At 68.9% G+C, this 26040-nt stretch carries 23 protein-coding genes; 21 read left to right on the top strand and 2 right to left on the bottom strand.

Features of this window, described 5'->3' with window-relative positions:
- Positions 1–18: 18 nt before the first annotated feature.
- The 5 genes from ACIBTM_RS22615 to ACIBTM_RS22635 all read left to right on the top strand — a co-directional run bounded on the left by ACIBTM_RS22615 (position 19) and on the right by ACIBTM_RS22635 (position 5929).
- Positions 19–837: a class I SAM-dependent methyltransferase gene (locus ACIBTM_RS22615; RefSeq protein ID WP_395879049.1), complete on the top strand. Its 819-nt coding sequence runs from the start codon at positions 19–21 to the stop codon at positions 835–837.
- Between the two features lie 20 nt (positions 838–857).
- Positions 858–1979 (top strand): glycosyltransferase, encoded by a 1122-nt coding sequence (locus ACIBTM_RS22620; protein WP_395879050.1) that lies wholly within the window; start codon positions 858–860, stop codon positions 1977–1979.
- A gap of 160 nt (positions 1980–2139) precedes the next feature.
- Positions 2140–2961: a PIG-L deacetylase family protein gene (locus ACIBTM_RS22625; protein WP_395879051.1), complete on the top strand. Its 822-nt coding sequence runs from the start codon at positions 2140–2142 to the stop codon at positions 2959–2961.
- 43 nt (positions 2962–3004) lie between these two features.
- Positions 3005–4825, top strand: coding sequence for an ArnT family glycosyltransferase (locus ACIBTM_RS22630; RefSeq protein ID WP_395879052.1), 1821 nt, complete (start codon positions 3005–3007; stop codon positions 4823–4825).
- A gap of 63 nt (positions 4826–4888) precedes the next feature.
- Positions 4889–5929, top strand: coding sequence for a methyltransferase (locus ACIBTM_RS22635; RefSeq protein ID WP_395879053.1), 1041 nt, complete (start codon positions 4889–4891; stop codon positions 5927–5929).
- A 151-nt stretch (positions 5930–6080) separates the two neighbouring features.
- On the opposite strand, the gene ACIBTM_RS22640 is transcribed toward ACIBTM_RS22635, so the two are convergent.
- The gene (locus ACIBTM_RS22640; protein ID WP_395879054.1) at positions 6081–7367 is read right to left on the bottom strand and encodes a PLP-dependent aminotransferase family protein; all 1287 of its coding nucleotides are present in this window, start codon (positions 7365–7367) and stop codon (positions 6081–6083) included.
- Positions 7368–7532: 165 nt separating this feature from the next.
- Between ACIBTM_RS22640 and ACIBTM_RS22645 the strand changes: the two genes are divergently transcribed.
- The 15 genes from ACIBTM_RS22645 (at position 7533) to ACIBTM_RS22715 (ending at position 24896) form a co-directional block, all read left to right on the top strand.
- Entirely contained in the window at positions 7533–8363 is an 831-nt protein-coding gene (locus ACIBTM_RS22645; RefSeq protein WP_395879055.1) for an alpha/beta fold hydrolase, read from the top strand.
- The gene (locus tag ACIBTM_RS22650; protein ID WP_395879056.1) at positions 8360–10093 is read left to right on the top strand and encodes an amino acid adenylation domain-containing protein; all 1734 of its coding nucleotides are present in this window, start codon (positions 8360–8362) and stop codon (positions 10091–10093) included. Before ACIBTM_RS22645 ends, ACIBTM_RS22650 begins: the two co-directional genes overlap by 4 nt.
- Positions 10094–10107: 14 nt before the next feature.
- Entirely contained in the window at positions 10108–11298 is a 1191-nt protein-coding gene (locus ACIBTM_RS22655; RefSeq protein ID WP_395879057.1) for a cytochrome P450, read from the top strand.
- A 110-nt stretch (positions 11299–11408) separates the two neighbouring features.
- Complete coding sequence (hppD, locus tag ACIBTM_RS22660; RefSeq protein ID WP_395879058.1) at positions 11409–12467, top strand: 4-hydroxyphenylpyruvate dioxygenase; 1059 nt, start codon at positions 11409–11411, stop codon at positions 12465–12467.
- A complete protein-coding gene (locus tag ACIBTM_RS22665; RefSeq protein ID WP_395879060.1) occupies positions 12464–13537 on the top strand; it encodes an alpha-hydroxy acid oxidase in 1074 nt (357 codons plus the stop codon). The genes hppD and ACIBTM_RS22665 overlap by 4 nt, the downstream gene beginning before the upstream one ends.
- A 60-nt stretch (positions 13538–13597) precedes the next feature.
- Positions 13598–15007, top strand: a complete 1410-nt coding sequence (locus ACIBTM_RS22670; RefSeq protein ID WP_395879062.1) for an NDP-hexose 2,3-dehydratase family protein — start codon at positions 13598–13600, stop codon at positions 15005–15007.
- Position 15008: 1 nt separating this feature from the next.
- Positions 15009–15977 (top strand): NAD-dependent epimerase/dehydratase family protein, encoded by a 969-nt coding sequence (locus ACIBTM_RS22675; protein ID WP_395879063.1) that lies wholly within the window; start codon positions 15009–15011, stop codon positions 15975–15977.
- Complete coding sequence (locus ACIBTM_RS22680) at positions 15974–17083, top strand: DegT/DnrJ/EryC1/StrS family aminotransferase (RefSeq protein WP_395879064.1); 1110 nt, start codon at positions 15974–15976, stop codon at positions 17081–17083. Before ACIBTM_RS22675 ends, ACIBTM_RS22680 begins: the two co-directional genes overlap by 4 nt.
- Positions 17084–17108: 25 nt before the next feature.
- Entirely contained in the window at positions 17109–17726 is a 618-nt protein-coding gene (locus ACIBTM_RS22685) for a dTDP-4-dehydrorhamnose 3,5-epimerase family protein (protein ID WP_395879065.1), read from the top strand.
- 170 nt (positions 17727–17896) lie between these two features.
- Entirely contained in the window at positions 17897–19624 is a 1728-nt protein-coding gene (locus ACIBTM_RS22690) for an ArnT family glycosyltransferase (RefSeq protein WP_395879066.1), read from the top strand.
- A gap of 256 nt (positions 19625–19880) precedes the next feature.
- Positions 19881–20981: a 3,5-dihydroxyphenylacetyl-CoA synthase DpgA gene (gene dpgA, locus ACIBTM_RS22695; RefSeq protein ID WP_395879067.1), complete on the top strand. Its 1101-nt coding sequence runs from the start codon at positions 19881–19883 to the stop codon at positions 20979–20981.
- Positions 20975–21637 (top strand): enoyl-CoA-hydratase DpgB, encoded by a 663-nt coding sequence (dpgB, locus tag ACIBTM_RS22700; RefSeq protein WP_395879068.1) that lies wholly within the window; start codon positions 20975–20977, stop codon positions 21635–21637. Before dpgA ends, dpgB begins: the two co-directional genes overlap by 7 nt.
- Complete coding sequence (dpgC, locus tag ACIBTM_RS22705) at positions 21634–22860, top strand: (3,5-dihydroxyphenyl)acetyl-CoA 1,2-dioxygenase DpgC (protein WP_395879069.1); 1227 nt, start codon at positions 21634–21636, stop codon at positions 22858–22860. Before dpgB ends, dpgC begins: the two co-directional genes overlap by 4 nt.
- Positions 22857–23648: an enoyl-CoA-hydratase DpgD gene (gene dpgD / locus ACIBTM_RS22710; RefSeq protein WP_395879070.1), complete on the top strand. Its 792-nt coding sequence runs from the start codon at positions 22857–22859 to the stop codon at positions 23646–23648. Before dpgC ends, dpgD begins: the two co-directional genes overlap by 4 nt.
- Before the next feature lie 171 nt (positions 23649–23819).
- The gene (locus ACIBTM_RS22715; RefSeq protein ID WP_395879071.1) at positions 23820–24896 is read left to right on the top strand and encodes a 3-deoxy-7-phosphoheptulonate synthase; all 1077 of its coding nucleotides are present in this window, start codon (positions 23820–23822) and stop codon (positions 24894–24896) included.
- A 74-nt stretch (positions 24897–24970) separates the two neighbouring features.
- On the opposite strand, the gene ACIBTM_RS22720 is transcribed toward ACIBTM_RS22715, so the two are convergent.
- Positions 24971–25372, bottom strand: coding sequence for a winged helix-turn-helix transcriptional regulator (locus ACIBTM_RS22720; RefSeq protein ID WP_395879072.1), 402 nt, complete (start codon positions 25370–25372; stop codon positions 24971–24973).
- Between the two features lie 29 nt (positions 25373–25401).
- On the opposite strand from ACIBTM_RS22720, the gene ACIBTM_RS22725 reads away from it, so the two are divergent.
- Complete coding sequence (locus ACIBTM_RS22725; RefSeq protein ID WP_395879073.1) at positions 25402–25968, top strand: hypothetical protein; 567 nt, start codon at positions 25402–25404, stop codon at positions 25966–25968.
- Positions 25969–26040 lie beyond the last annotated feature (72 nt).

Here is a 26040-nt window from a genome sequence, read left to right on the forward strand (position 1 = left end):
CCGACCAGGGTGAGGAATATGTCCGATCTGGCTGCAGCACCGCACGAGAACCGGCAGATGGCGCAGTGGTTCGGCGCCGACGCCGAACGGTACGACCGCGCCCGGCCCACCTATCCCGAAGCACTGGTCGACCGGATCGTCTCCTTGAGCCCCGGCAAGAACTTCGTGGACGTCGGCTGCGGTACCGGGTTGTCGTCGCGTCCGTTCCAGGCGGCGGGATGCACGGTGCTCGGTGTCGAACCGGACGCGCGGATGGCGGAGGTCGCCCGCAGGCGGGGACTCGACGTCGAGGTCGCCAAGTTCGAGGACTGGGACCCGGCGGGCCGCACCTTCGACGCGGTCACCTCGGGGACCGCGTGGCACTGGGTCGACCCCTTCGCGGGCGCGGCCAAGGTGGCGGACGTGCTCGTTCCCCAGGGGCTGATCGCGTTGTTCGACAACGGGTTCGAACTCCCGGAAGCCGTCATGACGGCGCAGGGGGAGGCGTACCGGCACGCGATGCCGGACGTGAAGTTCGAGCCGCCGTCCGAAAAGGACACCGAGGAAGACGTCGAAGAGTACGTCGAGCGGATCTACGCCAAGCAGTACGTGAAGGCGGCCGAAGGCATCCTCCGGACCGGCGCGTTCAGCGAGCCGGAGGAACTGCGCTTCGAATGGTCGCGCGTCTGCACCCGTGACGAATGGCTGGACCAGATCCCGACCCAGGGCGGGCTCAACCACCTCGCGGAAGACGCGCGCGCCCGCTTCCTGGCGTTCCTCGGTTCGGCGATCGACGAGATCGGCGGCTCGTTCACCATCAACTACGCCACGGTCGGCATCGCCGCGGTCCGGCGCTGAAGCACCCCAGGGGATACGAAATGCGCGTGCTGTTTTGGTCGTACGGAACCCGCGGCGAGATCGAACCGCTGGTGGCACTGGCACTCCGGCTGCGAGAGCAGGGTGACGAGGTGCGGATGTGCGCGCCGCCGGACTACACCGGGCGGCTGGCCGAGGTCGGCGTGCCGCACGTCGTCGTCGGCAAGCCGGTGCTCGCAGAGGCGGGCGCGCTGGGCGGGCCGCCCGAATCGCCCGAGGCCGCGATCGCGGGGATCGCCGAGCAGTTCGACAAGATCCCGGCGGCCGCCGAGGGCTGCGACGCGGTGGTGGCGACCGGTCTGCTGTCGGGCGCGATCGGTGTCCGGTCGGTGGCCGAGAAACTGGGCATCCCGTACTTCTACGTCGTTCCCTCGCCGTCGCTCGTGCCGTCGCCCGAGCACCGGGGCATGTACAACAACGGCGCCGACGGGATGTTCGGCGGCGCGCTCAACGACCTGCGTGCCGCGATCGGCCTCCCGCCGGTGAAGAACCTGTACGACTTCAGCAGCACCGACAAGCCCTTCCTCGCGGCGGATCCCGTCCTCGCCCCGGCCGACGGCGGCGTTCGGACCGGTGTGTGGATCCACCCCGACGATCGGCCGCTTTCCGCGGAGCTGGAAGCGTTTCTCGCCGCGGGGGAGCCGCCGGTGTACCTCGGCTTCGGCTGTTCGCCCGCCCCCGCCGACATCGCCAAGGTGGCCGTCGAGGCGATCCGCGCGCAGGGGCGCCGGGTCGTGCTTTCCTCTGGCTGGGCCGGTTTGACGCTGCCCGACGACGGTGCCGACTGCCTGGCCGTCGGTGAGGAGAACCTGCGGGCGCTGTTCGGCCGGGTCGCCGTCGCGATCCATCACGGCGGCACCGGTACGACGCATGTGGCGGCGCTGGCGGGTGTCCCGCAGATCGTGGTCCCGCAGATCGCGGACCATCCGCATTTCGCCGCCAAAGTGGCCGAACTGGGCATCGGGGTGGGACACGACGGCCCGAATCCGACGGTCGAGTCGTTGTCCGCCGCGCTCATCACCGCTTCGGCGCCGGAAACCCGTGCCCGCGCGAAGGCCGTCGCCGGCACGATCCGTACCGACGGCACGACGGTGGCCGCGGACCTCATACGCGCCGCGGCGTAACTCGCGTGATTGGAGACGTGACTCGTGTGCTTGGAGGCGTAACTCGCGAGATCCGCCTCCAATCACGCGAGATTCGTCTCCAATCACGCGAGATCCGTGCCCGGGCACTGTCCAGACTCATCAGTTGAAGCGCGACAAGGCGGTAACCAAAATCGTCCCCATGGTTCAAGACCCCGGCGAGACCCGGATCCTGGCGATCTCCCCGCATCTGGACGACGCGGTCCTTTCCTTCGGCGCCGGTCTCGCCCAAGCGGCGGCGGACGGCGCGGAGGTACTCGTCAACACGGTCTTCGCCGGTACCGCTCCGCCTCCCTATTCCGCCGCCGCGGAACGAATGCACGCGGTGTGGGGCCTTTCTCCCGGGGACGACGCGCCGCTCCATCGCCGGAACGAGGACATCGCCGCGCTCGCGCGGCTGGGGGTGGCCTACCGGCACGGCCGGTTCCTCGACTCCATCTACCGCAGGCTGCCGGACGGCCGGTGGCTCACGGATCACGTGGAGGGCGGGCAAAAGCTCGCGGTCGCTCAGGATTCGCCGGGCGACGCCGCGCTCGTCGCCGAGATCAAGGACGACATCGAGGCGGTCGTCGGCGAGTTCGAGCCGACGATGATCGTCACGTGCGCGGCCGTCGTTGACCATCCCGACAACGTGGCCGCCCGTGACGCCGCATTGTCGGCCGCGCGCGAGAAGAACATTCCGATACGGCTGTGGGAAGACCTCCCGTATTCGATGTTCACCCCGGGAAAGATCGAATTGCCGCACGGTTTCCGCCTCGGGGATTCCGAATTCCTGCCCGCGACGGCGGAGACTTGGAAACGGAAGAACGAAGCGGTGGAGTGCTATTCTTCCCAGCTGACGATGCTCAACGGCCGGAACAAGAATCTTTTCGCGAGGCTGGACGAGCACGCGCGGAAGAACTCGCCGCGGGGCGGATTCGGCGAAACCACCTGGCCCGTTCTCCTCGACGAAGACAATGGTTGAGCGAATCCGCGACAGCCGCCGTATCACGCCCGGAGGTACCGGAGTGTCCGCAACACTCACTCATCTGCCGTCACCGTCACCGGACGCCCCGCCCGAGAGCGTGCGCAGCCGCTGGGCGTTCTGGCGTTCGCCCGCCGATCAGCCGCCGGGGGCGCGTCCGGCGCTGCTGGGCATCGCGTTCGTGGCGCTGGTGCTCTACGCCTGGAACCTGCCGAGGGTCGACTTCGCCCCGCTGTACTCGGACACGGCCAAGAGCATGTCCGAGAGCTGGAAGGCGTTCTTCTACGGCACCGTCGACCCGGGGGCGACGTACACGCTCGACAAACTCGCCGGATCGTTCGCGCCGCAGGCCATCTCGGCCAAGATCTTCGGCTACCACGAATGGTCGCTGGCGCTGCCGCAGGTGATCGAGGGCGTGGTCTCGGTGCTGGTGATGTACCGGGTCGTGCGGCGCTGGGCGGGTGTGGTGCCCGGCCTGCTCGCCGCCGGCGTCTTCACCCTCACCCCGGTCCTCGCGTCCATGTTCGGGCACAGCATGCAGGACGGCCTGCTCACCATGTGCCTGGTCCTCGCCGTCGACGCCTACCAGCGTGCCGTGCTGGAGGCGCGGCTGAAGTGGCTGGTGCTGGCCGGGGTCTGGGTCGGGATCGGCTTCCAGGCGAAAATGGTGCAGGCGTGGATGATCCTGCCCGCGCTGGCGATCGGCTATCTGCTCACCGCCCCGGTCGAGCTGCGCCGCCGGGTGACCCATCTGGGGATCGCCGGTGTGGTGACGCTGGCGGTGTCGCTGTCGTGGATCGCGCTCTACACCTTCACCCCGGACAGCGCGCGGCCGCATGTCAGCGGCACCACGAACAACAGCGCGTTCGCCATGGTGTTCGGCTACAACGGTCTGGGCCGGGTCGGCATCCACCTGCCCGGCGCCGAAGACCCCAACGGCCGCGGCGGGCTGCCCTCGCTCGGGCCGGGCGGCCCCGGCGGCGGCCCCGGTGACTTCCCCGGCGGCCCTGGAGGTGGTCCTGGCGGGCCCGAGGGTGGCCCTGGTGACGGTCCCGGCGGCGGCCCGGGCGGTCCGGAAGGCGGCCCCGGCGATCCGCAAGGCCCCGGCGGCGGTCAGGGCCTGGACGAGAACGGGAACTTCGGGACCAAGCACCAAGACGAACAGAACGGGAACCTCGGCCCGAAGGCCGACGGTGAACAGCCGCTCGGGCCGGGTGGCCCGCAGCCGGATCAGTCCAAAGTGGAGACACGAGCGGATCCGATGGGGGCGACCAAACTGCTCGACGGTCACCTCGGCGTCGCGATCTCCTGGTTGTTCCCGCTCGCCCTGCTGTCGCTGCTGTGCGGGCTCTGGTGGTGGCGCCGCGCCGAGCGCACCGATCCGGTGCGCGGCGGTCTGGTGATGTGGGGCGTCTGGCTGGTGACCTTCCTCTTCGTCTTCAGCGCGAGCGACGTCGCGCACACCGCGTACGTGGCCTCTCTCGCTCCTGCGATCGCGGCCCTTTCCGGGCTCGGCATCGTGACCTTCTGGCGGGCGTACCGCAACGGCGGCAGGCAGGGCTGGATCCTGCCGATCGCGATCGCCGCGGAACTGGCCTGGGGCGCCTGGCTGTGGTCCCATTACCCGAACTTCCTGCCGTGGGCGAAATGGGGCACGCTCGTGCTCGGCGTGGCCGCCCTCGTCGTGCTGATCCTGGCGCGAGTGCGGGAAAGCGCGTCGAAATCCCTGGTCACGGCGGCTCTCGTCCTCGGGGTCGTGGCGATGATCGCCGCGCCCGCGACCTATGCCCTCTCCGTACTCCATCCCGATTACTCCGGCAGCTCTTTCGACGCCAATGCCGGACCGGCGTCCGGCTCCTTCTGAGGCGGGCCGGTGTCGTTCTCAACGTCTGCGGAAGTCTCCGCCGGCCGGAAAGGAAATCTGCAGATGCAGGAATCGCTCGACTCCACCGAGGTTCACCGTCGTTTCCAGCTGATCGCCAACGGCCCCGCCCTGTTCAACGCGGTGGTGTCCGGCATCGAGCTGGACATCTTCGAATTCCTGGAAGAGCGCGGCGGTGCCGACGCCGCGGCGCTCGGTGAGTTCACCGGACTGGAGCCGCACAAGGTCCGTGTCCTGATGCTCGCGCTGACCACCTCGGGCCTGATCGAGAAGCGGGGCGTCGACTATGTGAACCACCCGGTCGCGACCGAACTGCTCGCCACGACCGGGCCGGAGAGCTGGCAGCACATCCTGCTCAGCTGGAAGACCATCTACTACCCGGCGTTCGCGCGGATGACCTCCGCGCTGCGGGCCGGCACCAACGAGGCCCTCGACGCCCTCGACGGCCCGGGGGACACGCTGTACGCGCGGCTCGGCAACGACCCGGAGAAGGCGCGGATCTTCTACACGGCGATGTCGGCGTTCTCGCTGCAGACGATGCCGGGGCTGCTGGAGCACATCGACGTGAAGTCGTCGCGGCATCTGCTCGACGTCGGTGGCGGTGACGGCACCACGGCGGCGGCCCTGCTGAAGGCCAACCCCGGCCTCAAGGTCACCCTGCTCGACCTGGCCAGCAGCGTGGCGCTGGCCGAGCAGCGGGTACCGGCCGAGGTCACCGACCGGCTCACCCTGCACCCGGCCGACCTGCTGACCGATGCGTTCCCCGGCGGTACCGACCACGCCTTGTTCAGCCACGTCCTCGACACCTTCACGGCCGAGCAGTCCGTGATGTTGCTGGCCAAGGCGTACGAGGTGCTGCCGTCCGGCGGGAAGATCTCGATCTACGGTTTCGCGGCCGCGGACGACGAGACCGGCGGCCCGCTTTCGGCACGCCTTTCGCTGTACCTCAACATTCTCGCCACCGGGCGGGGGATGGCCTGGCCGCAGGCCGAGGCCTCGGCGTGGCTCAAGTCGGTCGGCTGCGTCGACGTGCGCTCGGTCGAGCTGCCGTTCGAGCACGCGCTGGTGACCGGTACGAAGCCCTGACCGGGTAAGCGCGGCAGTGCGGAAATAGTGTCGCGAAAGCCACTTTCGAGACGTCAGACGTCGCGAAAGTGGCTTTCGCGACATCCGGACCCGAAACGCGAGAAGGCCCCCATCCTCACCAAAGGATGGGGGCCTTTCCGCGTAAGGGACCTCAGGGAAGCCGCGGCTTGATCAACGCCGCGAGCCGCGTGATCCCCTCTTCGATCAGGTCCGGCGTGAGCAGGCTGATCGACAGCCGGAGCTGATGGAATCCGCCCTTGCCGCCGTAGAAGTGATGCATCGGGGTGAACAGCACGCCGTGTTCGCGGGCGGCGGTTGCCAGCAGTTCGTCGTCGACGACGAACGGCACCGTGACGGTGACGAAGAAGCCACCCGTCGGGGTGTTCCAGCTGACGCCCTCGCACGAGCCGAGCCTGCGCTCAAGCTCGCCCAGCGTCAGCCGCAGATTCCGTTGGTAGATGGCGATTTCCCGCGCGTTGGCCTTGGTGAGGCTGAAGTCGTTGAGCAGGAGCTTCCCGGCGATCACGGCCTGCGCGATGGGGGAGGTGTTCACCGTGAGCATGCCCTTGAGCTTCGAAAGCTGGTCGGCGAACAGGCCGCCGTCTGCCATCCGCTGGTCGGCCACCGCGAAGCCGACCCGGGCGCCGGGCATCCCGGTTTTGGCGAAGGAGCCGAGATAGACCACCGATCCCGACCGGTCGAGGGATTTCAGCGAGGGCAGCCGCTCGGAGCCGAACAGGCCGTACGCGTTGTCCTCCAAGAGCAGGATCCCGTGCGACTCGGCGACGTCGAGAAGCCGGTGGCGCGAAGCCAGGTCCATGCTGGTGCCGGTGGGGTTGGCGAAGTTGGGGGTCACGTAGCAGGCGCGGACCCGTTTGCCCTGCTCGTCGGCGCGCTTCAGCTGGAGGACGAGGTCGTCCGGGTCGATGCCGTTCTCGTTCGACCGCACCGGCCACACGGGGGTGTCGGTGAGCAGTGCCGCCCCGGTCAGGCCGACATAGGTGGGGGCGGGGGCGAGCAGCACGTCCCGTTCGCCCGCCCGCAGCGTGCGGAGGACCAGGAACATCGCTTCCTGCGCGCCCACCGTGACGACGACGGATTCGGGGGCGGCGTCGATGTTCTCGTCCTCGGCGAGGTTCCTGGCGATGAGATCGGCGATGATTCCCTTGGTGGTGCCGTATTGGAAGAGCGTGCGGGTCACCACGGCTTCGCCCATTTTCCGGTCGCGCCGGAGATGATCACAATAGGCGTCGAGATAGGAGTGAATGAGCCGTATGTCGAAGAACTCTTCATACGGCCGGCCTGCCGCCATGGAAATGGCCACAGGGTATTCGTCGATCAGTTCGTTGAGCAGGTTCATCGACGAGATGGCCGGATCGGTGAGCGATCCGTGCAGCGCTTCCACGTTCAAGTGAGTGGACAGACCGTTTGAATCCATGAATACTAGGATTTCCACAGTCCCTCGGAGTGTCAAGAAGAGGCAGTGGACGCCCCATTTCCGGGAATTGTCCATTGCCGATGCTCTTTGACACCGGATCTCCGAAGGTACGGTCGGATCCGTGCCACGTCTTGGCGCAGCAGCCATTTTCCCTCAAGGAGCATCATGCTGATGACAACCGAGAACGGGATCCGGTTGTCCTACAACGATTGCGGTGACGGCCCGCCGGTTCTCCTGCTGACCGGCACCGGTGCGCCGAGTTCGGTGTGGGACCTGCATCAGGTACCCGCGCTCCGCGCCGCCGGTTTCCGGGTGATCACGATGGACAATCGCGGGATTCCGCCGAGCGACGACGGCGCGGACGGATTCACCATCGAAGACCTCGTCGCGGATGTGGCCGCCCTGATCGACTATCTCGACGCGGTGCCGTGCCGGGTGGTCGGCACGTCGATGGGTTCCTATATCGCGCAAGAGGTCGCGCTCGCCCATCCGGAACTGCTGGAGTCGGTCGTGCTGATGGCGGCCTGTGGCAAGAGCAGTCTCGTCCAGCGCGAGCTCGCCGAGGGCGAGGCGAAACTGATCGAGCAGGGCATCGAGCTGCCGCCGGGTTTTCTCGCCGCGGTCCGCGCCATGCACAACCTGGGGCCCGCGACGCTCGCCGACGACGATCTCACCGGCGACTGGCTCGACCTGTTCGCCGCGGCGGGGTCCTGGGGCCCGGGTGTCCGGTCGCAGTTGCTGCTGAGCGCGTTGCCGGATCGTCTCGGCGCCTACCAGGAGATCAAGGTGCCCTGTCACGTCGTCTCGTTCGAGCACGACCTCGTGGCGCCGCCGGCGGCCGGGCTGGAGCTGGCTTCCGCGATCCCCGGCGCGACCTACCGCACGATTCCCGAGTGCGGGCATTTCGGCTACCTGGAGAACCCGGAAGCGGTGAACCGCGAGCTGATCCGGTTCCTCCGCACCGAATCGCGCGAGACACTGGGAGAGACCGCATGACCGTCCTTTCGGCGGCCACGACCCCCGCCCTGTTCGAGGCGACCGCAGCCGTGCTGCCGGATCGGCCCGCGGTGGCGATGGACAGCACCACCCTCACCTATGCCGAGCTGAACGGGGAGGCCAACCGGCTCGCCCGGCGGCTCGTCGCGCACGGTGTCGGCCCGGAGCGGCTCGTCGCGCTGGCGATGCCGCGGTCGATCGAGTTCGTCATCGCGATCCTGGCCGTGCACAAGGCGGGCGCCGCGTACGTGCCGGTCGACCCGGACTATCCGGAGGAACGCAAGCGGCAGATGCTGGACGACGCGGCGGCGCACTGCCTGTTGTGCCTGCCGGGGCAGGACGTGACCGGCGCCCCGGTCATCCTGAGCGTGGAGCGGGAGCCGGGCCGGTCCGAGCCGAACCTGGCCGACGAGGACCGGATCGGCCCGTTGCGCCCCGGTCATCCCGCGTATGTCATCTACACCTCGGGCTCGACGGGGCGGCCGAAGGGCGTGCTGGTCACGCACCGCGGGATCCCGAACCTGGCCGACGACTACGTGCGCCGTCAGGAACTGGGGCCGGACAGCAGGTTGCTGGCGTTCGCGTCACCCAGCTTCGACGCCGCGGTCGCCGAGTTCTGGCCGATCTGGCAGGCGGGTGGCTGTCTCGTCCTGGCCTCCGCGCCGGATCTGGTCCCCGGCGAGCCGCTTTCCCGGCTGGTGCGCGACCAGCGCATCACCCATGTCACGTTGCCGCCGTCCGCGCTGGCGCCGCTGGAGGAGGCGGGTGGCCTGCCCGCCGGGCTGACCCTTCTGGTCGCCGGCGAGGCGTGCCCGGCCCCGGTCGCGAAACGCTGGGCCGTGGACCGCGTGATGATCAACGCCTACGGCCCGACCGAGACCACGGTGGCGGTCACCGCGAGCGAGCCGCTGACCGGTGAGGAGACGCCGCCGATCGGCAGGCCGATCACCGGTGTCCGCACGTACGTCCTGGACGACAGGCTGCGCCCCGTCGAGGACGGCGATGTGGGCGAGCTGTACGCGGTGGGGCCCGGTCTCGCCCGCGGTTACCTCCGAAGAGCGGCCGCGACCGCGGAACGGTTCCTGCCGGATCCCTTCGGCGGCCCTGGCGGGCGCATGTACCGCACCGGCGACCGGGTGCGGACGCGTCCGGACGGTCAGTACGTCTTCGTCGGCCGGGTCGACGATCAGCTGAAGGTGCGCGGCCACCGGATCGAGCCGGGCGAGGTCGAGGCCGCGCTGCTGGCGGTGGACGGCGTGGCACAGGCGGTGGTGACCGAACACGAGAACAGGCTCGTCGCCTACGTGGTCGGCGTCGGTGGCGAGCGTGTGCCCACCGAGAAACTCCTGACGCCGCTTCGTGCGCAGCTGCCCGGATATCTGGTGCCCGACGTGGTCGTCGGTCTGCCGAGCCTGCCGGTCTCGCCCAACGGCAAGATCGACCGGGTCGCCCTGCCCACTCCCGAAGAGGAGCACGCCGGGCGCGCGGCCGGGCGGGCACCGCTCACCCCCACGGAGATCATCCTCGCCGAGCTGTTCGCCGAAGTGCTCGGCGTCAGCACCGTCGGGGTGGAGGACAGCTTCTTCGAGATCGGCGGCCATTCGCTGCTCGCGACCCGGCTCGTGAGCCGGGTCCGCGAACGTTTGAAGATCCGGCTGAGGGTGCAGGCGTTCTTCGACGCGCCGACAGTGGCTCAGCTCGCCAAGGTGCTCGACGGCGCACACACCTGACCTGGAGACCATTCATGCAGACGACGACAGCCGTCGATCTCGGCGATCCCGACCTGTACACGACTCTTGCCCGGCACGACCGGTGGCGCGAGTACGCGGCGGAAGACGCGATGCTGTGGAGCGGGCCGGGCAGCTCACCCAGCGGCTTCTGGTCCGTGTTCTCGCATCAGGCGTGCGCGGCGGTCCTCGCCCCGTCGGCCCCGTTCACCTCCGAATACGGGATGATGATCGGTTTCGACCGCGATCATCCCGACAACTCGGGTGGCCAGATGATGGTGGTCTCCGAACAGGATCAGCACCGGAAACTGCGCAAACTGGTGGGGCCGCTGCTGTCGAGGGCGGCGGCGCGGAAACTGTCGGAACGGGTGCGGACCGAGGTGGACGGCGTCCTCGACCGGGTGCTCGACGCCGAGGTGTGCGACGTGGCCGCGGCGATCGGCCCGCGGATCCCCGCCGCCGTCGTCTGCGAAATCCTCGGCGTGCCCGCCGAAGACCAGGACATGCTCATCGACCTGACGAACCACGCGTTCGGCGGCGAGGACGAACTGTTCGACGGGATGACGCCACGTCAGGCGCATACCGAGATCCTCGTCTACTTCGACGAGCTGATCACCGCGCGCCGCGCGAGCCCCGGCGAAGATCTCGTCAGCACCTTGCTTTCCGACGACGAGCTCTCGATCGACGACGTCCTGCTCAACTGCGACAACGTGTTGATCGGCGGAAACGAGACCACGCGGCACGCGATCACCGGTGCGGTGCACGCTTTCGCCACCGTGCCGGGACTTCTGGCCCAGGTGCGGGACGGGGACGTCGACGTCGACACCGTCGTGGACGAGGTGCTGCGCTGGACCTCGCCCGCGATGCACGTGCTGCGGGTGACGACCGGCGACGTCACGATCAACGGCCGTGACCTCGCAGCAGGCACGCCGGTGGTCGCGTGGCTTCCCGCCGCGAACCGGGATCCCGCCGTGTTCGACGACCCGGACACGTTCCGGCCGGGGCGGAAACCCAACCGGCACATCGCTTTCGGGCACGGCATGCACCATTGCCTCGGATCCGCGCTCGCGCGGATCGAGCTGGCGGTGGTGCTGCGGGAGGTGGCCGAGCGGGTGTCGCGAGTGGAGCTGGTGCAGGAGCCGTCCTGGTTGCGGGCGGTCGTCGTGCAGGGATACCGGGAGCTCCCGGTGCGGTTCACGGGCCGCTGACCCGGCGTCCGTCCGATGTGGACGGAGCTGTCAAGCGGACACCATTGATGCGGAAATGGCTTCGCGCCATCCTGTGATCGAGGATTACATCTATTCCACGGAGGAATGTCTTGTCTTCTCACGAAAGCACGCAGAATTTCGAAATCGACTATGTGGAAATGTATGTGGCCAACCTCGAGGTGGCCGCGTCCGGCTGGATGGACAAGTACGACTTCTCCGTCACCGTCACCGCCACCGACCGGTCGGCCGACCACCGGAGCGTGACGCTGCGGCACAGCGCGATCGCGCTGGTGCTGACCGAGCCGCTGTCGGACCGCCACCCCGGGGCGACCTACCTGCAGACCCACGGTGACGGGGTGGCCGACATCGCGCTGCGCACCCCCGACGTGGCCGCTGCTTTCGAGGCCGCCGTGAAGGCGGGCGCGGAACCCGTCCGCGAGCCGGAGAAGCGCGCGGACTCGGTCGTCACGGCCACCGTCAGCGGTTTCGGCGATGTCGTGCACACGCTGATCCAGAGCGACGTCGCCGAGGAGGCCCCGCGTGGCAAGGGCGGCGTGGATCTGGGTGCGATCGACCACTTCGCGGTCTGCCTGAACGCCGGTGACCTCGGCCCCACGGTGGCGTTCTACGAGCGCGCGCTCGGCTTCAAGCAGATCTTCGAAGAGCACATCGTGGTCGGTGCGCAGGCGATGAACTCCACCGTCGTGCAGAGCACGTCGGGAGCGGTCACCCTCACCCTGATCGAGCCCGACAAGACCGCCGACCCCGGCCAGATCGACGACTTCATCAAGGAACACCACGGATCCGGTGTCCAGCACATCGCCTTCACCAGCCCTGACGCGGTCCGCGCGGTCAAGGAGCTTTCCGCGCGTGGCGTGGAATTCCTGAAGACCCCGGACGCCTACTACGACCTGCTCGGCGAGCGGATCGAGCTGGAGACGCACTCGCTGGACGACCTGCGCGAGACGAAGCTGCTCGCCGACGAGGACCACGGCGGCCAGCTGTTCCAGATCTTCACCGCCTCGACCCACCCGCGCAAGACGATCTTCTTCGAGATCATCGAGCGGCAGGGCGCGGGAACGTTCGGCAGCTCCAACATCAAGGCCCTGTACGAAGCCGTGGAGCTGGAGCGCACCGGGCAGAGCAAGCTCGGCCCCGCCCGGCGATGACCCACCTCTGCCTGGACGACCTCGAACGTGCCGCACGGACGGCGCTGCCCGGCGAGATCTGGGATTTCCTCGCCGGGGGCAGCGGCGCCGAGGCATCGCTGGCGGCCAATCGCACCGCGCTGGAGCGGATCTTCGTGATCCCCCGGATGCTGCGCGAGCTGGCAGGCGGCACCACCGAGGCCGAGGTTCTCGGCCGGCGCGCCGCGCTTCCCGTGGCGGTCGCGCCGGTCGCGTACCAGCGGTTGTTCCATCCCGAAGGCGAGCTCGCGGCGGCACGTGCGGCGCGCGACGCCGGCGTTCCGTACACCATCTGCACCCTGAGCAGTGTCCCGCTGGAGGACATCGCGGCCGTCGGTGGACGGCCGTGGTTCCAGCTCTACTGGCTGCGCGACGAAAAACGGTCGCTGGAGCTCGTGCGCCGCGCGGAGGACGCCGGCTGCGAGGCCATCGTGTTCACCGTCGACGTGCCGTGGATGGGACGGCGGCTGCGGGACATGCGGAACGGCTTCGCGTTGCCGGAATCGGTGACGGCGGCCAACTTCGACGCCGGTGCGGCCGCGCATCGCCGTACGGAAGGGCTTTCCGCCGTCGCCGAGCACACCGCGCGCGAATTCGCCCCGGCCACTTGGGAATCCGTCGAGGCGGTCCGTGCGCACACGAACCTTCCGGTGGTGCTCAAAGGGATCCTCGCGGTCGAGGACGCGGTGCGCGCCGTCGACGCGGGGGCGGCCGGAATCGTGGTGTCCAACCACGGAGGCCGTCAGTTGGACGGCGCCGTACCGGGGATCGCGATGCTGGAGGAGATCGCGGGCGCGGTCTCCGGTGGCTGCGAAGTGTTGCTGGACGGCGGGATCCGGACCGGCGGGGACGTGCTCAAGGCGCTCGCCCTCGGCGCGTCCGGGGTGCTGATCGGGCGGCCCTTCATCTGGGGGCTGGCCGCGGACGGCCAGGAGGGCGCCCGCCAGGTGCTCGACCTGCTCGCCGTCGAACTCCGGAACGCGCTGGGCCTGGCGGGCTGCGACTCGGTGAGCGCGGCCCGGCGGCTGAGCACTCGGTACAGCGGGTCGTGAGTGATCCGGGTCGTCAGAACGACCCGGATCACTCACGGCCACCACGAAAGGAGTCCTTCGATGCCGCGCCTCGCTCCGCCCGTGACGGTGCGCCCTCGCGCCGACCGCGACCACGCCGACCGCATCGCCCGGTCGGCCGCGACGACCGACGGCGTGCACATGCGGACCGAGGACGTCCGTGCCTGGATCGCCGAACGCCGTGAGGCCAACGTCTTCCACGTCGAACGCATTCCCTTCGCCGATCTCGACCAGTGGTGGTTCGAGGACGTCACCGGCAATCTCGTGCACAGCAGCGGACGGTTCTTCGCCATCGAGGGCCTGCACGTGGTCGAGGCCGACGGCCCCCATGGCGACGGCCCGTACCGCGAATGGCGGCAGCCGGTCATCAAACAGCCCGAGGTGGGCATTCTCGGCATCCTGGCCAAGGAGTTCGGCGGCGTCCTGCATTTCCTGATGCAGGCCAAGATGGAGCCGGGGAACCCGAACCTGGTGCAGCTCTCGCCGACCGTGCAGGCCACCCGCAGCAACTACACCAAGGCGCACGGCGGCACGAACGTCAAACTGATCGAATACTTCGCCCCGCCCGACCCGGAGCGGATCATCGTCGACGTCCTCCAGGCCGAACAGGGCTCGTGGTTCTTCCGCAAGTCCAATCGCAACATGATCGTCGAGACCGTTGAAGACGTGCCGCTGTGGGACGACTTCTGCTGGCTCACCCTCGGCCAGATCGCGGAGCTGATGCACGAGGACGAGACGATCAACATGAACGCCAGGAGCGTGTTGTCCTGTCTTCCGTACCACGACGAGGCTCCCGGCGCGCTGCTCTCCGACGTCCAGCTCCTCTCGTGGTTCACGAACGAGCGTTCACGCCACGACGTGCGCGCCCGGCGCATCCCGCTCACGGACGTCGAAGGCTGGAAGCAGGGCGTCGAAGCGATCGAGCACGAGGACGGCCGGTACTTCAAGGTCCTCGCGGTCGCGGTCAAGGGAAGCAACCGCGAGAAGATCAGCTGGACCCAGCCGCTGCTGGAATCCGTCGGGATGGGGGTCGTCGCGTTCCTCGTGCGCGAGATCGGCGGCGTGCCGCACGTTCTGGTGCACGCCCGTGCCGACGGCGGTTTCCTGGACACGGTCGAGCTGGCCCCGACCGTGCAGTGCACGCCCCACAACTACGCGCACCTGCCGTCGGAGAGCCGCCCGCCCTTCCTCGACTTCGTCCTCGACGCACCGCGGTCGCGGATCCGTTACGAGGCGGTACATTCCGAGGAGGGCGGCCGCTTCCTCAACGTCAGGGCCCGCTATCTCGCGGTCGAGGCGGACGACACGACCGTGGCCCCGCCCGGCTACGCCTGGGTCACGCCCGCCCAGCTCACCGCGCTCACCCGGCACGGGCATTACGTCAACGTCGAGGCCCGCACCCTGCTCGCCTGTATCAACGCCGCGACGGCGCAGCCGCAAGGAAAGGCATGAAATGAAGCTGATCACCGTCCTCGGGGCGTCGGGCTTCGTAGGCTCGGCCGTCACCCGCGCGCTGGCGCGGCAACCGATCCGGTTGCGAGCGGTGGCGCGCAGGCCGATCACGCCGCCGCCCGGCCCGGCCGAAACGACCGTCGTCGCCGCCGATCTCACCGACCGCGCCGCCTTGGCCGACGCGGTCGCGGGCTCGGACGCGATCGTGTACCTGCTTCTGGCCGACGGCGGCTGGCGGGTGGCCGAGACCGAGGAAGCCGAACGCGTGAACCTGGGCGTGATGCGGGATCTCGTGGACGTCGTCAGCGGGAAACCTCCGCTCGTGATCTACGGCGGCGCCGCGTCGCAGGTCGGTGTGCCGCCACGGGAACCGATCGACGGGAGCGAGCCCGACGAGCCGGGAACCCCGTACGACAAGCAGAAACTGGCGGCGGAGCAGGTCCTCAAGAAGGCCACGGCCGACGGCCTCGTGCGCGGGATCAGCCTGCGGCTGCCCACGGTGTTCGGCGAGAACCCGGCCGAAGGCGCGAACCTCGACCGCGGTGTCGTGTCCGCCATGGCGCGGCGAGCGCTCGACGGCCAGGACCTCACCATCTGGGGCGACGGCACCGTGCGGCGCGACCTCGTCCACGTCGAGGACATCGCGGCGGCGTTCACCGCGGCGCTGGCCGCCCCGGACGCACTGGTCGGCGGCCACTGGCTGCTCGGCGCCGGCCGCGGAGACCAGCTCGCCGACGTCTTCCGGCTCGTGGCCAAGGAAATGGCCGCCCACACCGGACGGAGCCCGGTGGAGGTGACCTGTGTGGAACCCCCGTCGCACGCGCCGGCGACGGATCTTCGCAGCGTCACCATCGATTCCACGCCGTTCCGGGAGATCACCGGCTGGCGTCCGGAGATCTCACTGCCCGAAGGAGTGCGTCGCACCGTCGCCGCGCTGACCACCCCAGTTCACGGAAAGGCTCGCACATGACCACGCGCGTATGGGACTACCTCGCGGAATACGAGACCGAACGGCTCGACCTGCTCGACGCGGTCGAGACGGTCTTCAACTCGGGGCAGCTCGTGCTCGGCGCGAGCCTGCGCGGCTTCGAGGCGGAATTCGCCGCGTACCACGGCGCCGGCCACTGCGTCGGCCTCGACAACGGCACGAACGCGATCAAGCTCGGCCTGCAGGCGCTGGGCGTCGGGCCGGGCGACGAGGTGATCACGGTGTCGAACACCGCCGCCCCGACCGTGGTCGCGATCGACGGCACCGGCGCCACCCCGGTGTTCGTCGACGTCCGCGAGGACGACTTCCTGATGGACACCGGCCAGGTCGAGGCCGCGATCACCGACCGCACCAAATGCCTGCTTCCCGTCCACCTGTACGGCCAGTGCGTGGACATGGCCCCGCTGAAGGAACTCGCCGCGAAGCACGGACTGTCCATTTTGGAGGACTGCGCCCAGGCGCACGGCGCCCGCCAGAACGGCACGATCGCGGGCTCGACCGGCGACGCGGCCGCGTTCTCCTTCTATCCCACCAAGGTGCTCGGCGCCTACGGCGACGGCGGCGCGGCGATCACGTCCGACGAGACCGTGGCCGCGAAGCTGCGCCGGCTGCGGTACTACGGCATGGAAGAGCGCTACTACACGGTCGAGACGCCTGCCCACAACAGCCGGTTGGACGAGGTCCAGGCCGAGATCCTGCGGCGCAAGCTCAAGCGGCTCGACGCCTACACCGCCGGCCGCCGGGCCGTCGCCCAGCGCTATGTCGACGCCCTGGGCGACACCGAGCTGAAACTGCCGAAGACCGTCCCTGGCAACGAGCACGTGTACTACGTGTACGTGGTGCGGCACCCGCGTCGTGACGAGATCCTCGAACGTCTCAAGGCGTACGACATCCACCTGAACATCAGCTACCCGTGGCCGGTGCACACCATGACCGGATTCGCCCACCTCGGTTACGAGAAGGGTTCGCTCCCGGTCACCGAGAAGCTGGCAGGCGAGATCTTCTCACTGCCGATGTACCCCGCGCTCTCGCCCGACCTGCAGGACAAGGTCATCCACGCGGTCCGCGAAGTCCTGTCCACCCTCTGACCGACACCGAGCACAGGAGCAAGCCGTGCAAGCACGCAAACTCGCCGTCGAAGGCGCGATCGAGTTCACCCCGCGCGTCTTCCCCGACGACCGGGGCCTGTTCGTCTCGCCGTTCCAGGAGGAGGCCTTCGCCGAAGCACACGGCAGCCCGCTCTTCCCCGTGGCGCAGACGAACCACAGCATGTCCAAACGTGGCGTGGTGCGGGGAATCCACTACACCGTGACGCCGCCGGGAATCGCGAAGTACGTCTACTGCGCCCGCGGCCGGGCGCTGGACATCGTGGTCGACATCCGGGTCGGCTCGCCCACGTTCGGGAAATGGGACGCGGTCCTGATGGACCAGCAGGACTTCCGGACGATGTACTTCCCGGTCGGCGTCGGCCACGCCTTCGTGGCGCTCGAAGACGACACCGTCATGTCGTACATGCTTTCCGCGGGCTACGTGGCGCAGAACGAACTCGCCCTGTCGGCCCTGGACCCCGCGCTGGGCCTGCCGGTCGGCACCGAGGTCGAGCCGACGCTGTCCGAACGCGACCAGGCCGCCATCACGCTCGCCGAGGCGGAGCGGCAGGGGCTGCTGCCCGACTACGCCACCAGCGTGGAACTCGAACGGCAGCTGTCCGGAGTTCCGCTCTCCGCCTGACTTTCTCTTCCAGCAACACCCTGCCGACGAGGGCCATCACGGAACCCGACACGGCGCCGCCCACCGGCGGCGCCGACCGTGATGGTCCTCGTCGGCGCGGGCGCACGACCGGGTAATCGATATCCAGGGCGGGCCGGATGCACCGGCCCGCCGGGGGAAGGACGCCGAACTTGACGACCGATGGCCTTCAGCCGTCAGTGGACCCTACGAACGAGAACGCATTCCTCGGCTGGGTGCGAAGGCACCAGCGGTGGCTTTACGCGGGCGTGGTGATCGCCCTGCTCACGCAGATGGCGATCGCGATGATCACGACCGCCGTGGAACAGTCCCCGACCATCGACGAGCCGGTCTACGTCGGCACCGCGGTGGTCTACCTCGAAGAGCACAGCCTGCGGTACAACCCCGAGCATCCACCGCTGGGCAAGCTGATCATCGCGACCGGCGTGGCCTTCACCGATCCGAAGATCGCTCCCGGCTTCACCGGCCACGAGTGGGAACTCGGCAAGCACGTCGTCTACGAAGCGGGCAACGATCCGGACCGGCTGATGCTGTTCGCCCGGCTCCCGGTGATCCTGCTGACGCTGATGTTCGGGCTGGTCGTCTTCGCGTTCGCCTCCGATCTGGCCGGCCGCGCGGGCGGGTTGCTGGCGCTCACCTTGTTCACGTTCTCGCCCGACGTCATCGCGCACGGATCACTGGCCACCCTCGACGTGCCGGTCGCCGGTTTCCTGCTGACGTCGGTCTGGCTGGTGTGGCGTGCCCGGCGCCGCCCCGGCCTCTACCTCCCGCTCGCCGGACTCGCCCTCGGCGCGGCCACGGCCACGAAAGTGCTTTCCCTGGTGGTGGTTCCGGTGCTGATCCCGCTGGCCGTGCTGTCCGTCTGGCACGCCCGCCGCGCCCGCGGGCTCGACCTGAAGAGCCCGGCCCTGCTGATCGGACGCGGTGTGCTGGCGGGAGCCGGGATGGGGCTGATCGCGATCGCCGTGGTGTGGGCGTCGTACCTCGTCGTGGATCCGAGCCTGCGCTGGGAGACGCCGTCGGGTATGCAACCCCTGCACGGGATGCGCACCTTCGTCGACTGGCTGCCGTTCCCGCAGCCGTTGCGGGACGGGATGCGTTTCCAGTTCGAACTCGAAGACCATGTGTGGCACAACTTCCTGTTCGGCAGGCATTACACGGGTTCGCTCTGGTACTACGGGCCCGCCGCGCTGCTGGTGAAGACACCGTTGGGCGCGCTGGCGATCTGGCTGGCGGGCGCCGCCGTGCTGCTGTCGGTCCGGCGCCTGCGCCCGGCGGCGCCGTACGTCCTCGTCCCGACGGCGCTGCTGATGGCCACGGCCATGGTCATCGTCCGCGACAACGGTGTGCGCTACCTGGCCTTCGCGCCGATGTTCCTGGCCGTCGCCGCGGCCGCGGTGGTCGTCGTGCGCCGACGGTGGGTGAAGATCGCCGCGGTGGTCGTGGTGGCCTTCGCCGCGGTCAGTTCGCTGATGACGTTCCCCTATTACCTCCCGTATTCCAACGAGGCGTTCGGCGGCCCGGAGAACACGCACCGGTACCTGCTGGACTCGAACGTCGACTGGGGGCAGGATCTGGGCCGGCTGGCGGACCGATTGAAACAGGGCTACGCGGGCGAGCGGACCTGGCTCGTCTACCAGGGAAGCGGTCTGCCGTCCTACTACGGCATCGATGCCGCCGATCCGCTCACGGTGCCCGAGGACCAGGTACACGGCGTGCTCGCCGTTTCGGACTCCGCGGTCCTCGGTGCGTTCGCCGATCCCATGGGCGGGGGAGGGGCCGTCGGAAGCGGCCAAGGCGGCGACCTCGGCTCGCTGATCGCCGGCAGCACGCCGATCGAGAGAGTGGGCCACTCCATGACGATCTACCGTCGCCCGTGACGCTCGCTCGGTCCACTTGAGACGGTCGCCCGCCGGATGTCGCGAAAGCCACTTTCAGGACACCAGATGTCCCGAAAGTGGCTTTCGCGACACGAACAACCGGTCCCGAATCGTCTTGGACGCGTTGACCGCCGAGATCGGCGAAGCCTAATTTCGGAAATGTCCACTGAGATCCGCGAAAGGTGAGACCAATGCCCGCTGCGCAGTTCAAGCAGCTGCTTCGTAGCAAGCTCAGAACATGGGGGTGGATGTACCGATGACTGCCATCATCGAACCGGCAGAGGAGCTTTCCGTCCTCACCGGACTCACCGAGATCACCAGGTTCGCCGGTGTCGGGACCGCGGTCTCCGCGTCGTCCTACTCGCAGTCCGAACTTCTGGAGATCCTCGACATCGAGGATCCGAAGATCCGCTCGGTCTTCCTGAACAGCGCCATCGACCGGCGTTTCCTCACCTTGCCGCCGGAGGGTCCCGGCGGCGCACGCGCGACCGAACCGCAGGGCGACCTCCTCGACAAGCACAAGAAGATCGCCGTCGACATGGGTTGCCGCGCCTTGGAAGCCTGCCTGAAGTCGGCGGGAGCGACGCTTTCCGATCTGCGTCACCTGTGCTGTGTCACCTCGACCGGCTTCCTGACGCCCGGTCTGAGCGCGCTCGTCATCCGGGAAATGGGTATCGACCCGCATTGCAGCCGTTCGGACATCGTCGGCATGGGCTGCAACGCCGGTCTCAACGCGCTCAACGTGGTCTCGGGCTGGTCCGCGGCGCACCCCGGCGAACTCGGCGTCGTCCTGTGCAGCGAGGCGTGTTCCGCCGCCTACGCGCTGGACGGCACGATGCGGACCGCGGTGGTCAACAGTCTTTTCGGCGACGGATCCGCGGCGCTCGCGCTCGTTTCCGGTGACGGGCGCGTGCCGGGTCCGCGCGTCCTGAAATTCGCCAGCTACATCATCACCGACGCGGTCGACGCGATGCGCTACGACTGGGACCGTGACCAGGACCGGTTCAGTTTCTTCCTCGACCCGCAGATTCCCTACGTGGTCGGCGCGCACGCCGAAATCGTCATCGACCGGCTGCTGTCCGGGACGGGCCTGCGCCGCAGCGACATCGGCCACTGGCTGGTGCATTCGGGCGGGAAGAAGGTGATCGACGCCGTCGTCGTCAATCTCGGCCTGAGCCGGTACGACGTGCGCCACACCACCGGTGTGCTCCGCGACTACGGGAACCTCTCCAGCGGCTCCTTCCTTTTCTCCTACGAGCGGCTCGCCGACGAAGACGTCGCCCGCCCGGGGGACTACGGCGTGCTCATGACCATGGGGCCTGGCTCCACAATCGAAATGGCGCTTATTCAATGGTGACGCGTAACGAAATCAAGGGCGAACTGGTGCTGCGCTTCGACGGATCCCGTCCGCTGTCCGCCGCGGCCGTCGAGGAGATCGACGCGCTCTGCGATCGAGCCGAGGACCAGCGTGAACCGGGACCGGTCACCATCCACGTCACGGGTGCCCCGCCCGCCGACTGGGCGAAGGGGCTGGCGGTCGGGCTGGTGTCCAAATGGGAGCGGGTCGTGCGCCGGTTCGAACGCCTCGGCAGGCTCACGGCCGCGGTGGCGTCGGGCGAATGCGCCGGAACGGCCTTGGATCTCCTCCTCGCCGCCGACATCCGGATCGCGGAACCGGGCACCACGCTGCGGCTCGCCTCGGCGGGCGGTGGTACCTGGCCGGGAATGACCGTGTACCGGCTCACCAAGCAGGCCGGAGCGGCTGGCATCCGGCGGGCCGTGCTGCTCGGGGCCCCGATCGGCACGGACCGCGCGCTCGCCCTCGACCTGATCGACGAGGTGTCCGAGGATCCGGCGAAGACACTGGCCGAGCTGGACGGTGTCATGGACGGCGCCGAGACGGCGATCCGGCGGCAGCTGATCTTCGAGGCGGGCTCGACCACCTTCGAAGAGGCGCTCGGTTCCCATCTGGCCGCGGCGGACCGGGCCCTGCGGCGGGAAGCCAAGTCGTGACGACGGATCGAACCGCTCTTTCGCCAGGGCTCGACCTCCGGGCCCTGGCGGGGGAGGCCCACCGGGTCGACGACGACGTCCGGACGATGCGCGCGGCGTTCGTCGAGGCGCACGCCGAAGAGATCTACGCCGAACTCACCGGCGGCCGGACGCGGTACCTGCGGATCGACGAACTCGTCCGGGCCGCCGCGCTCGCCTTTCCCGGTCTGGTGCCGTCGGAGGAGCAGATGGCGGCCGAGCGTTCGCGGCCGCAGGCGGAGAAGGAAGGGCGCGAGATCGACCAGGGCATCTTCCTGCGCGGGATCCTGCGTGCGCCGAAGGCCGGCCCGCATCTGCTCGACGCCATGCTCCGGCCCACCGCCAGGGCTCAGCGGCTGTTGCCCGAGTTCCGCGAGACCGGGCTCGTGGAGATGGAGGCCGTCCGGCTGGAGCGCCGAGACGGCGTCGCGCAGCTGACCCTGTGCCGCGACGACTGCCTGAACGCCGAGGACGCCCAGCAGGTCGACGACATGGAGACCGCGGTCGACCTCGTGCTGCTCGACCCGTCCGTCCGGGTGGGACTGCTGCGGGGCGGGGTGATGAGCCATCCCCGTTATCTGGGGCGCCGGGTGTTCTGCGCGGGGATCAACCTCAAGAAGCTCAGCTCCGGCGACATCCCGCTGGTGGATTTCCTGCTGCGGCGGGAAACGGGCTATATCCAGAAGATCTTCCGCGGTCTCCTGACGGAGGATTCCTGGCATTCCCGGTTCACCGACAAGCCCTGGATGGCGGCCGTCGATTCCTTCGCCATCGGCGGCGGGACCCAGCTGCTGCTGGTCTTCGACCACGTGCTGGCGGCGTCCGACGCCTACTTCAGCCTGCCCGCGGCCAAGGAGGGGATCATCCCGGGGGTGTCCAACTTCCGGCTTTCCCGGATCGCCGGGCCGCGCGTGGCCCGGCAGGTGATCCTCGGCGGCCGCAAGCTCCGGGCGGACGAGCCGGACGCCCGGTCGATCGTCGACGAGGTCGTGCGGCCGGAGGAGATGGACGCGGCCATCGACAGCGCGCTCGCCCGGCTCGACGGGGAAGCCGTGGTCGCCAACCGGCGCATGCTGAACCTCGCCGAGGAACCTCCGGAGGAATTCCGGCGGTACCTGGCCGAATTCGCGCTGCAGCAGGCTTTGCGCATCTACGGCGCGGACGTGATCGGCAAGGTGGACGGCTTCGCGGTGGGCTCGCGATGAACGGGGTCCGGTACGAGAAGAAGGATCACGTCGCCTACGTGACGATGGACCGGCCCGAGGCGCTGAACGCGATGGACCGGCGGATGCACGCGGAACTCGCCGGGATCTGGGACGACGTCGAAGCCGACGACGACGTCAGGGCGGTGGTCCTGACCGGTGCGGGAGAGCGCGCGTTCTCTGTCGGGCAGGACCTGAAGGAACGCGCGCGGCTGACCGAGGAAGGCGTCGAGGCGTCGACGTTCGGCAGCAGCGGTCAGCCGGGTCATCCCCGCCTGACCGACCGGTTCACGCTGTCCAAACCGGTGGTCGCGCGCGTGCACGGCTACGCGCTGGGCGGCGGCTTCGAACTGGTGCTCGCGTGCGACATCGTCATCGCTTCCGACGAAGCGGTCTTCGGCTTGCCGGAGGTCCGTCTCGGGCTGATCGCCGGGGCGGGCGGTGTATTCCGGTTGCCGCGCCAGCTTCCGCAGAAAGTGGCGATGGGATATCTGCTGACCGGGCGCAGAATGGACGCGGCGACGGCGCTGCACCACGGCCTTGTCAACGAGGTCGTCCCGTTCGCCGAATTGGATCGGCGCGTCGCCGAATGGACGGACGACCTGGTGCGCGCCGCTCCGCTTTCGGTTCGGGCGATCAAAGAGGCCGCGCTGCGGTCGCTCGATCTCCCGCTCGAAGAGGCGTTCAAAACCTCGTATCCGTGGGAAGAACGGCGACGGGTGAGTGCGGACGCGAGCGAAGGCGCGCGTGCCTTCGCCGAGAAACGGGATCCGATCTGGACCGGTCGCTGAATTCGGGTTGGACCATTGTTCCGCGTGGCGGATGGTGGAAGATTCGGGGTAAGAGAATTCTCGCTCGAGTAAATGCCGGGCCTGCTTCTTAGATCACCCGAGACCGCCGGCCGGAGCGGGAAACCCCGGCTTTCCCGCACCCGGTGCCGGCAGAAACCCTGGATATCTGTGATGACAACCATCGCCACGGTCGAACTCGACAACCAGCGCATCGACCGGATGGTCCCGCTGGTCACGCCCGCCCTGCTGCACCACGAACTGCCGCTCAGCGCGACCGCGGCCGACACGGTGCGCCAGGGCAGGGAGAACGTCCTCCGCGTCCTCGACGGCACGGACGACAGGCTGCTCGTGATCGCCGGGCCCTGCTCCATCCACGACCCCGCCGCGGCGCTCGAATACGCCGACCGGCTCGCCGCCCTCGCCGGCCGTTTCGTCGACGAGCTCCTGGTCGTCATGCGCGTGTATTTCGAAAAGCCGCGTACGGTCGGCGGCTGGAAAGGGCTCATCAACGATCCGCACCTCGACGGCACCGGCGACGTCAACCGCGGGCTGCGCATCGCCAGGGACCTGCTCCTCGAACTCGCCGAGGGCGGTCTGCCCGCCGCGTGTGAATGGCTGGACACCACCATCCCGGCGTACCTCGCCGACACCGTCTCGTGGGGCGCGATCGGCGCGCGCACCGTGGAAAGCCAGAACCACCGAATGCTGGCCAGCGGCCTGTCCATGCCGGTCGGCTTCAAGAACCGCCGCGACGGCGACGTCACCGTCGCGGTCGACGCGATCCGTGCCGCCGAGGCCCGGCACGTCGTCCCCGGCGTCGACCCCAGCGGCCTGCCCGCGATCCTGCACACCGTCGGCAACCCGGACTGCCACCTGGTGCTGCGCGGCGGGAACAGCGCGCCGAACCACAACCCGGCGTCCGTCCGCGCGGCGCTCACCACGCTGCAGAACGCGGGCCTGCCCCGCCGGGTCGTGGTCGACGCCAGCCACGACAACAGCCGCAAGGACCATCTCCGGCAGGCCATCGTCGCGGACCAGATCGCCGAACAGATCAAGAACGGTCAGCGCGGCATCGTCGGTGTCATGCTCGAATCCAACCTCCAGGCAGGCCGCCAGGACCTCCACCCCGACCGGCCGCTCACCTACGGCCAGTCCATCACGGACGCCTGCATCGACCTCGCCGCCACCCAGGAGGTCCTGCAGACCCTCGCCACTGCCACCGCCGCCCGCCGGGCCGGAGCGCGGTGAATTCGTGTGCGCCGTCTGATCACGCGTGATCGCCGTTCAATCACGCGAGATGCGTCTTCGATCACGCGAGATCGCTATCCGATCGCGTCGGCGCAGCCCATCGCGGCGTTCGGCGCGGCATCACCACGGGTGCGTTCGAGATGCGCCTCGCCCCAGACCCTGACTCCCTCGACCACCGGCAGAACCGTGGCCCCGTAAGGAGTGAGCCGGTAGATGACGCGCGCCGGGACCGGCCCGGTCACCACGCGTTCGACGAGTCCGTCGGCTTCGAGCTCGCGCAGCTGTTCGGCCAGCACCTTGGGCGTGATGGGGGCGCCCCGGCGGCGGAGGCCGGCGAAATGGGATTCGCCGTGGGCGAGCCAGTAGAGCAGCGTCAGTTTCCATTTCCCGCCGATCGCGGCGAACGCCGCGGCCATCGGACAGCCGGGCAGCGGGTTGGGGCGCGGAAGGTTACCCGGAGGTGCCTTCTTGTCCATGGTCGTCCTCCGCTCGGATAGTTCGGACCATGACCGTGCCATACAAACGAATCCTGACAGTGGGCCTTTCGGCCCTGATGCTGATCGCGACGGCGGCGTCGGGCGACGCGTCGACCTCGGGCACCGATCCCCAGCGGGCGTTCGACTGGGAGATCGGCACCTGGCGCTCCACGGTGCGGGTGCTCGCGGAGCCGCTTTCGGAATCCGCGGACCAGTGGCTCCAGTTCGCGGGCACCAGCACCGTGCGCCCGCTCATGGACCGGCGGGCGAACGCCCTCGAATTCGAGGTTTCGGGTCCGGACGGGCGGATCGACGCGCTCAACCTGCGGCTGTACGAACCGCAGGCGCAGCGGTGGAGCCTGACCTTCGTCAACATGCGCGACGGTCTGCTCACCCCGTCGGTCTACGGCGGGTTCCGTGACGGCGTCGGCGAGTTCCACGGCGACGACCAGCTCGGCGGCCGTCCGATCAAGGTGCGTTTCCTCGTCTTCCGGCAAGGCGCGGACGAAGCGCGGTTCGAGCAGGCGTTCTCGGCCGACGGCGGGGCGACCTGGGAAACGAACTGGGTCGCCGTGGACCGCCGAATCCGCTGGTGACCGCTGGGGTGCCTGCAGTACATGAAGGCCCCCTTCCTGTACTTAGGCGCAAGGATGGGGGCCTTCATGTAC

The organism is Amycolatopsis sp. NPDC049868 (assembly GCF_044461365.1).
Lineage (GTDB): Bacteria > Actinomycetota > Actinomycetes > Mycobacteriales > Pseudonocardiaceae > Amycolatopsis.

Coding starts and splice junctions, on each gene's coding strand:
- ACIBTM_RS22640 (WP_395879054.1), bottom strand. CDS start 7,367: ATGGATTCAAACGGTCTGTCCACTCACTTGAACGTGGAAGCGCTGCAC.
- ACIBTM_RS22650 (WP_395879056.1), top strand. CDS start 8,360: ATGACCGTCCTTTCGGCGGCCACGACCCCCGCCCTGTTCGAGGCGACC.
- ACIBTM_RS22665 (WP_395879060.1), top strand. CDS start 12,464: ATGACCCACCTCTGCCTGGACGACCTCGAACGTGCCGCACGGACGGCG.
- ACIBTM_RS22670 (WP_395879062.1), top strand. CDS start 13,598: ATGCCGCGCCTCGCTCCGCCCGTGACGGTGCGCCCTCGCGCCGACCGC.
- ACIBTM_RS22680 (WP_395879064.1), top strand. CDS start 15,974: ATGACCACGCGCGTATGGGACTACCTCGCGGAATACGAGACCGAACGG.
- ACIBTM_RS22635 (WP_395879053.1), top strand. CDS start 4,889: ATGCAGGAATCGCTCGACTCCACCGAGGTTCACCGTCGTTTCCAGCTG.
- dpgD (WP_395879070.1), top strand. CDS start 22,857: ATGAACGGGGTCCGGTACGAGAAGAAGGATCACGTCGCCTACGTGACG.
- dpgB (WP_395879068.1), top strand. CDS start 20,975: ATGGTGACGCGTAACGAAATCAAGGGCGAACTGGTGCTGCGCTTCGAC.
- ACIBTM_RS22720 (WP_395879072.1), bottom strand. CDS start 25,372: ATGGACAAGAAGGCACCTCCGGGTAACCTTCCGCGCCCCAACCCGCTG.
- ACIBTM_RS22645 (WP_395879055.1), top strand. CDS start 7,533: ATGCTGATGACAACCGAGAACGGGATCCGGTTGTCCTACAACGATTGC.
- ACIBTM_RS22620 (WP_395879050.1), top strand. CDS start 858: ATGCGCGTGCTGTTTTGGTCGTACGGAACCCGCGGCGAGATCGAACCG.
- ACIBTM_RS22675 (WP_395879063.1), top strand. CDS start 15,009: ATGAAGCTGATCACCGTCCTCGGGGCGTCGGGCTTCGTAGGCTCGGCC.
- ACIBTM_RS22655 (WP_395879057.1), top strand. CDS start 10,108: ATGCAGACGACGACAGCCGTCGATCTCGGCGATCCCGACCTGTACACG.
- ACIBTM_RS22715 (WP_395879071.1), top strand. CDS start 23,820: ATGACAACCATCGCCACGGTCGAACTCGACAACCAGCGCATCGACCGG.
- ACIBTM_RS22725 (WP_395879073.1), top strand. CDS start 25,402: ATGACCGTGCCATACAAACGAATCCTGACAGTGGGCCTTTCGGCCCTG.
- ACIBTM_RS22615 (WP_395879049.1), top strand. CDS start 19: ATGTCCGATCTGGCTGCAGCACCGCACGAGAACCGGCAGATGGCGCAG.
- ACIBTM_RS22625 (WP_395879051.1), top strand. CDS start 2,140: ATGGTTCAAGACCCCGGCGAGACCCGGATCCTGGCGATCTCCCCGCAT.
- dpgA (WP_395879067.1), top strand. CDS start 19,881: ATGACTGCCATCATCGAACCGGCAGAGGAGCTTTCCGTCCTCACCGGA.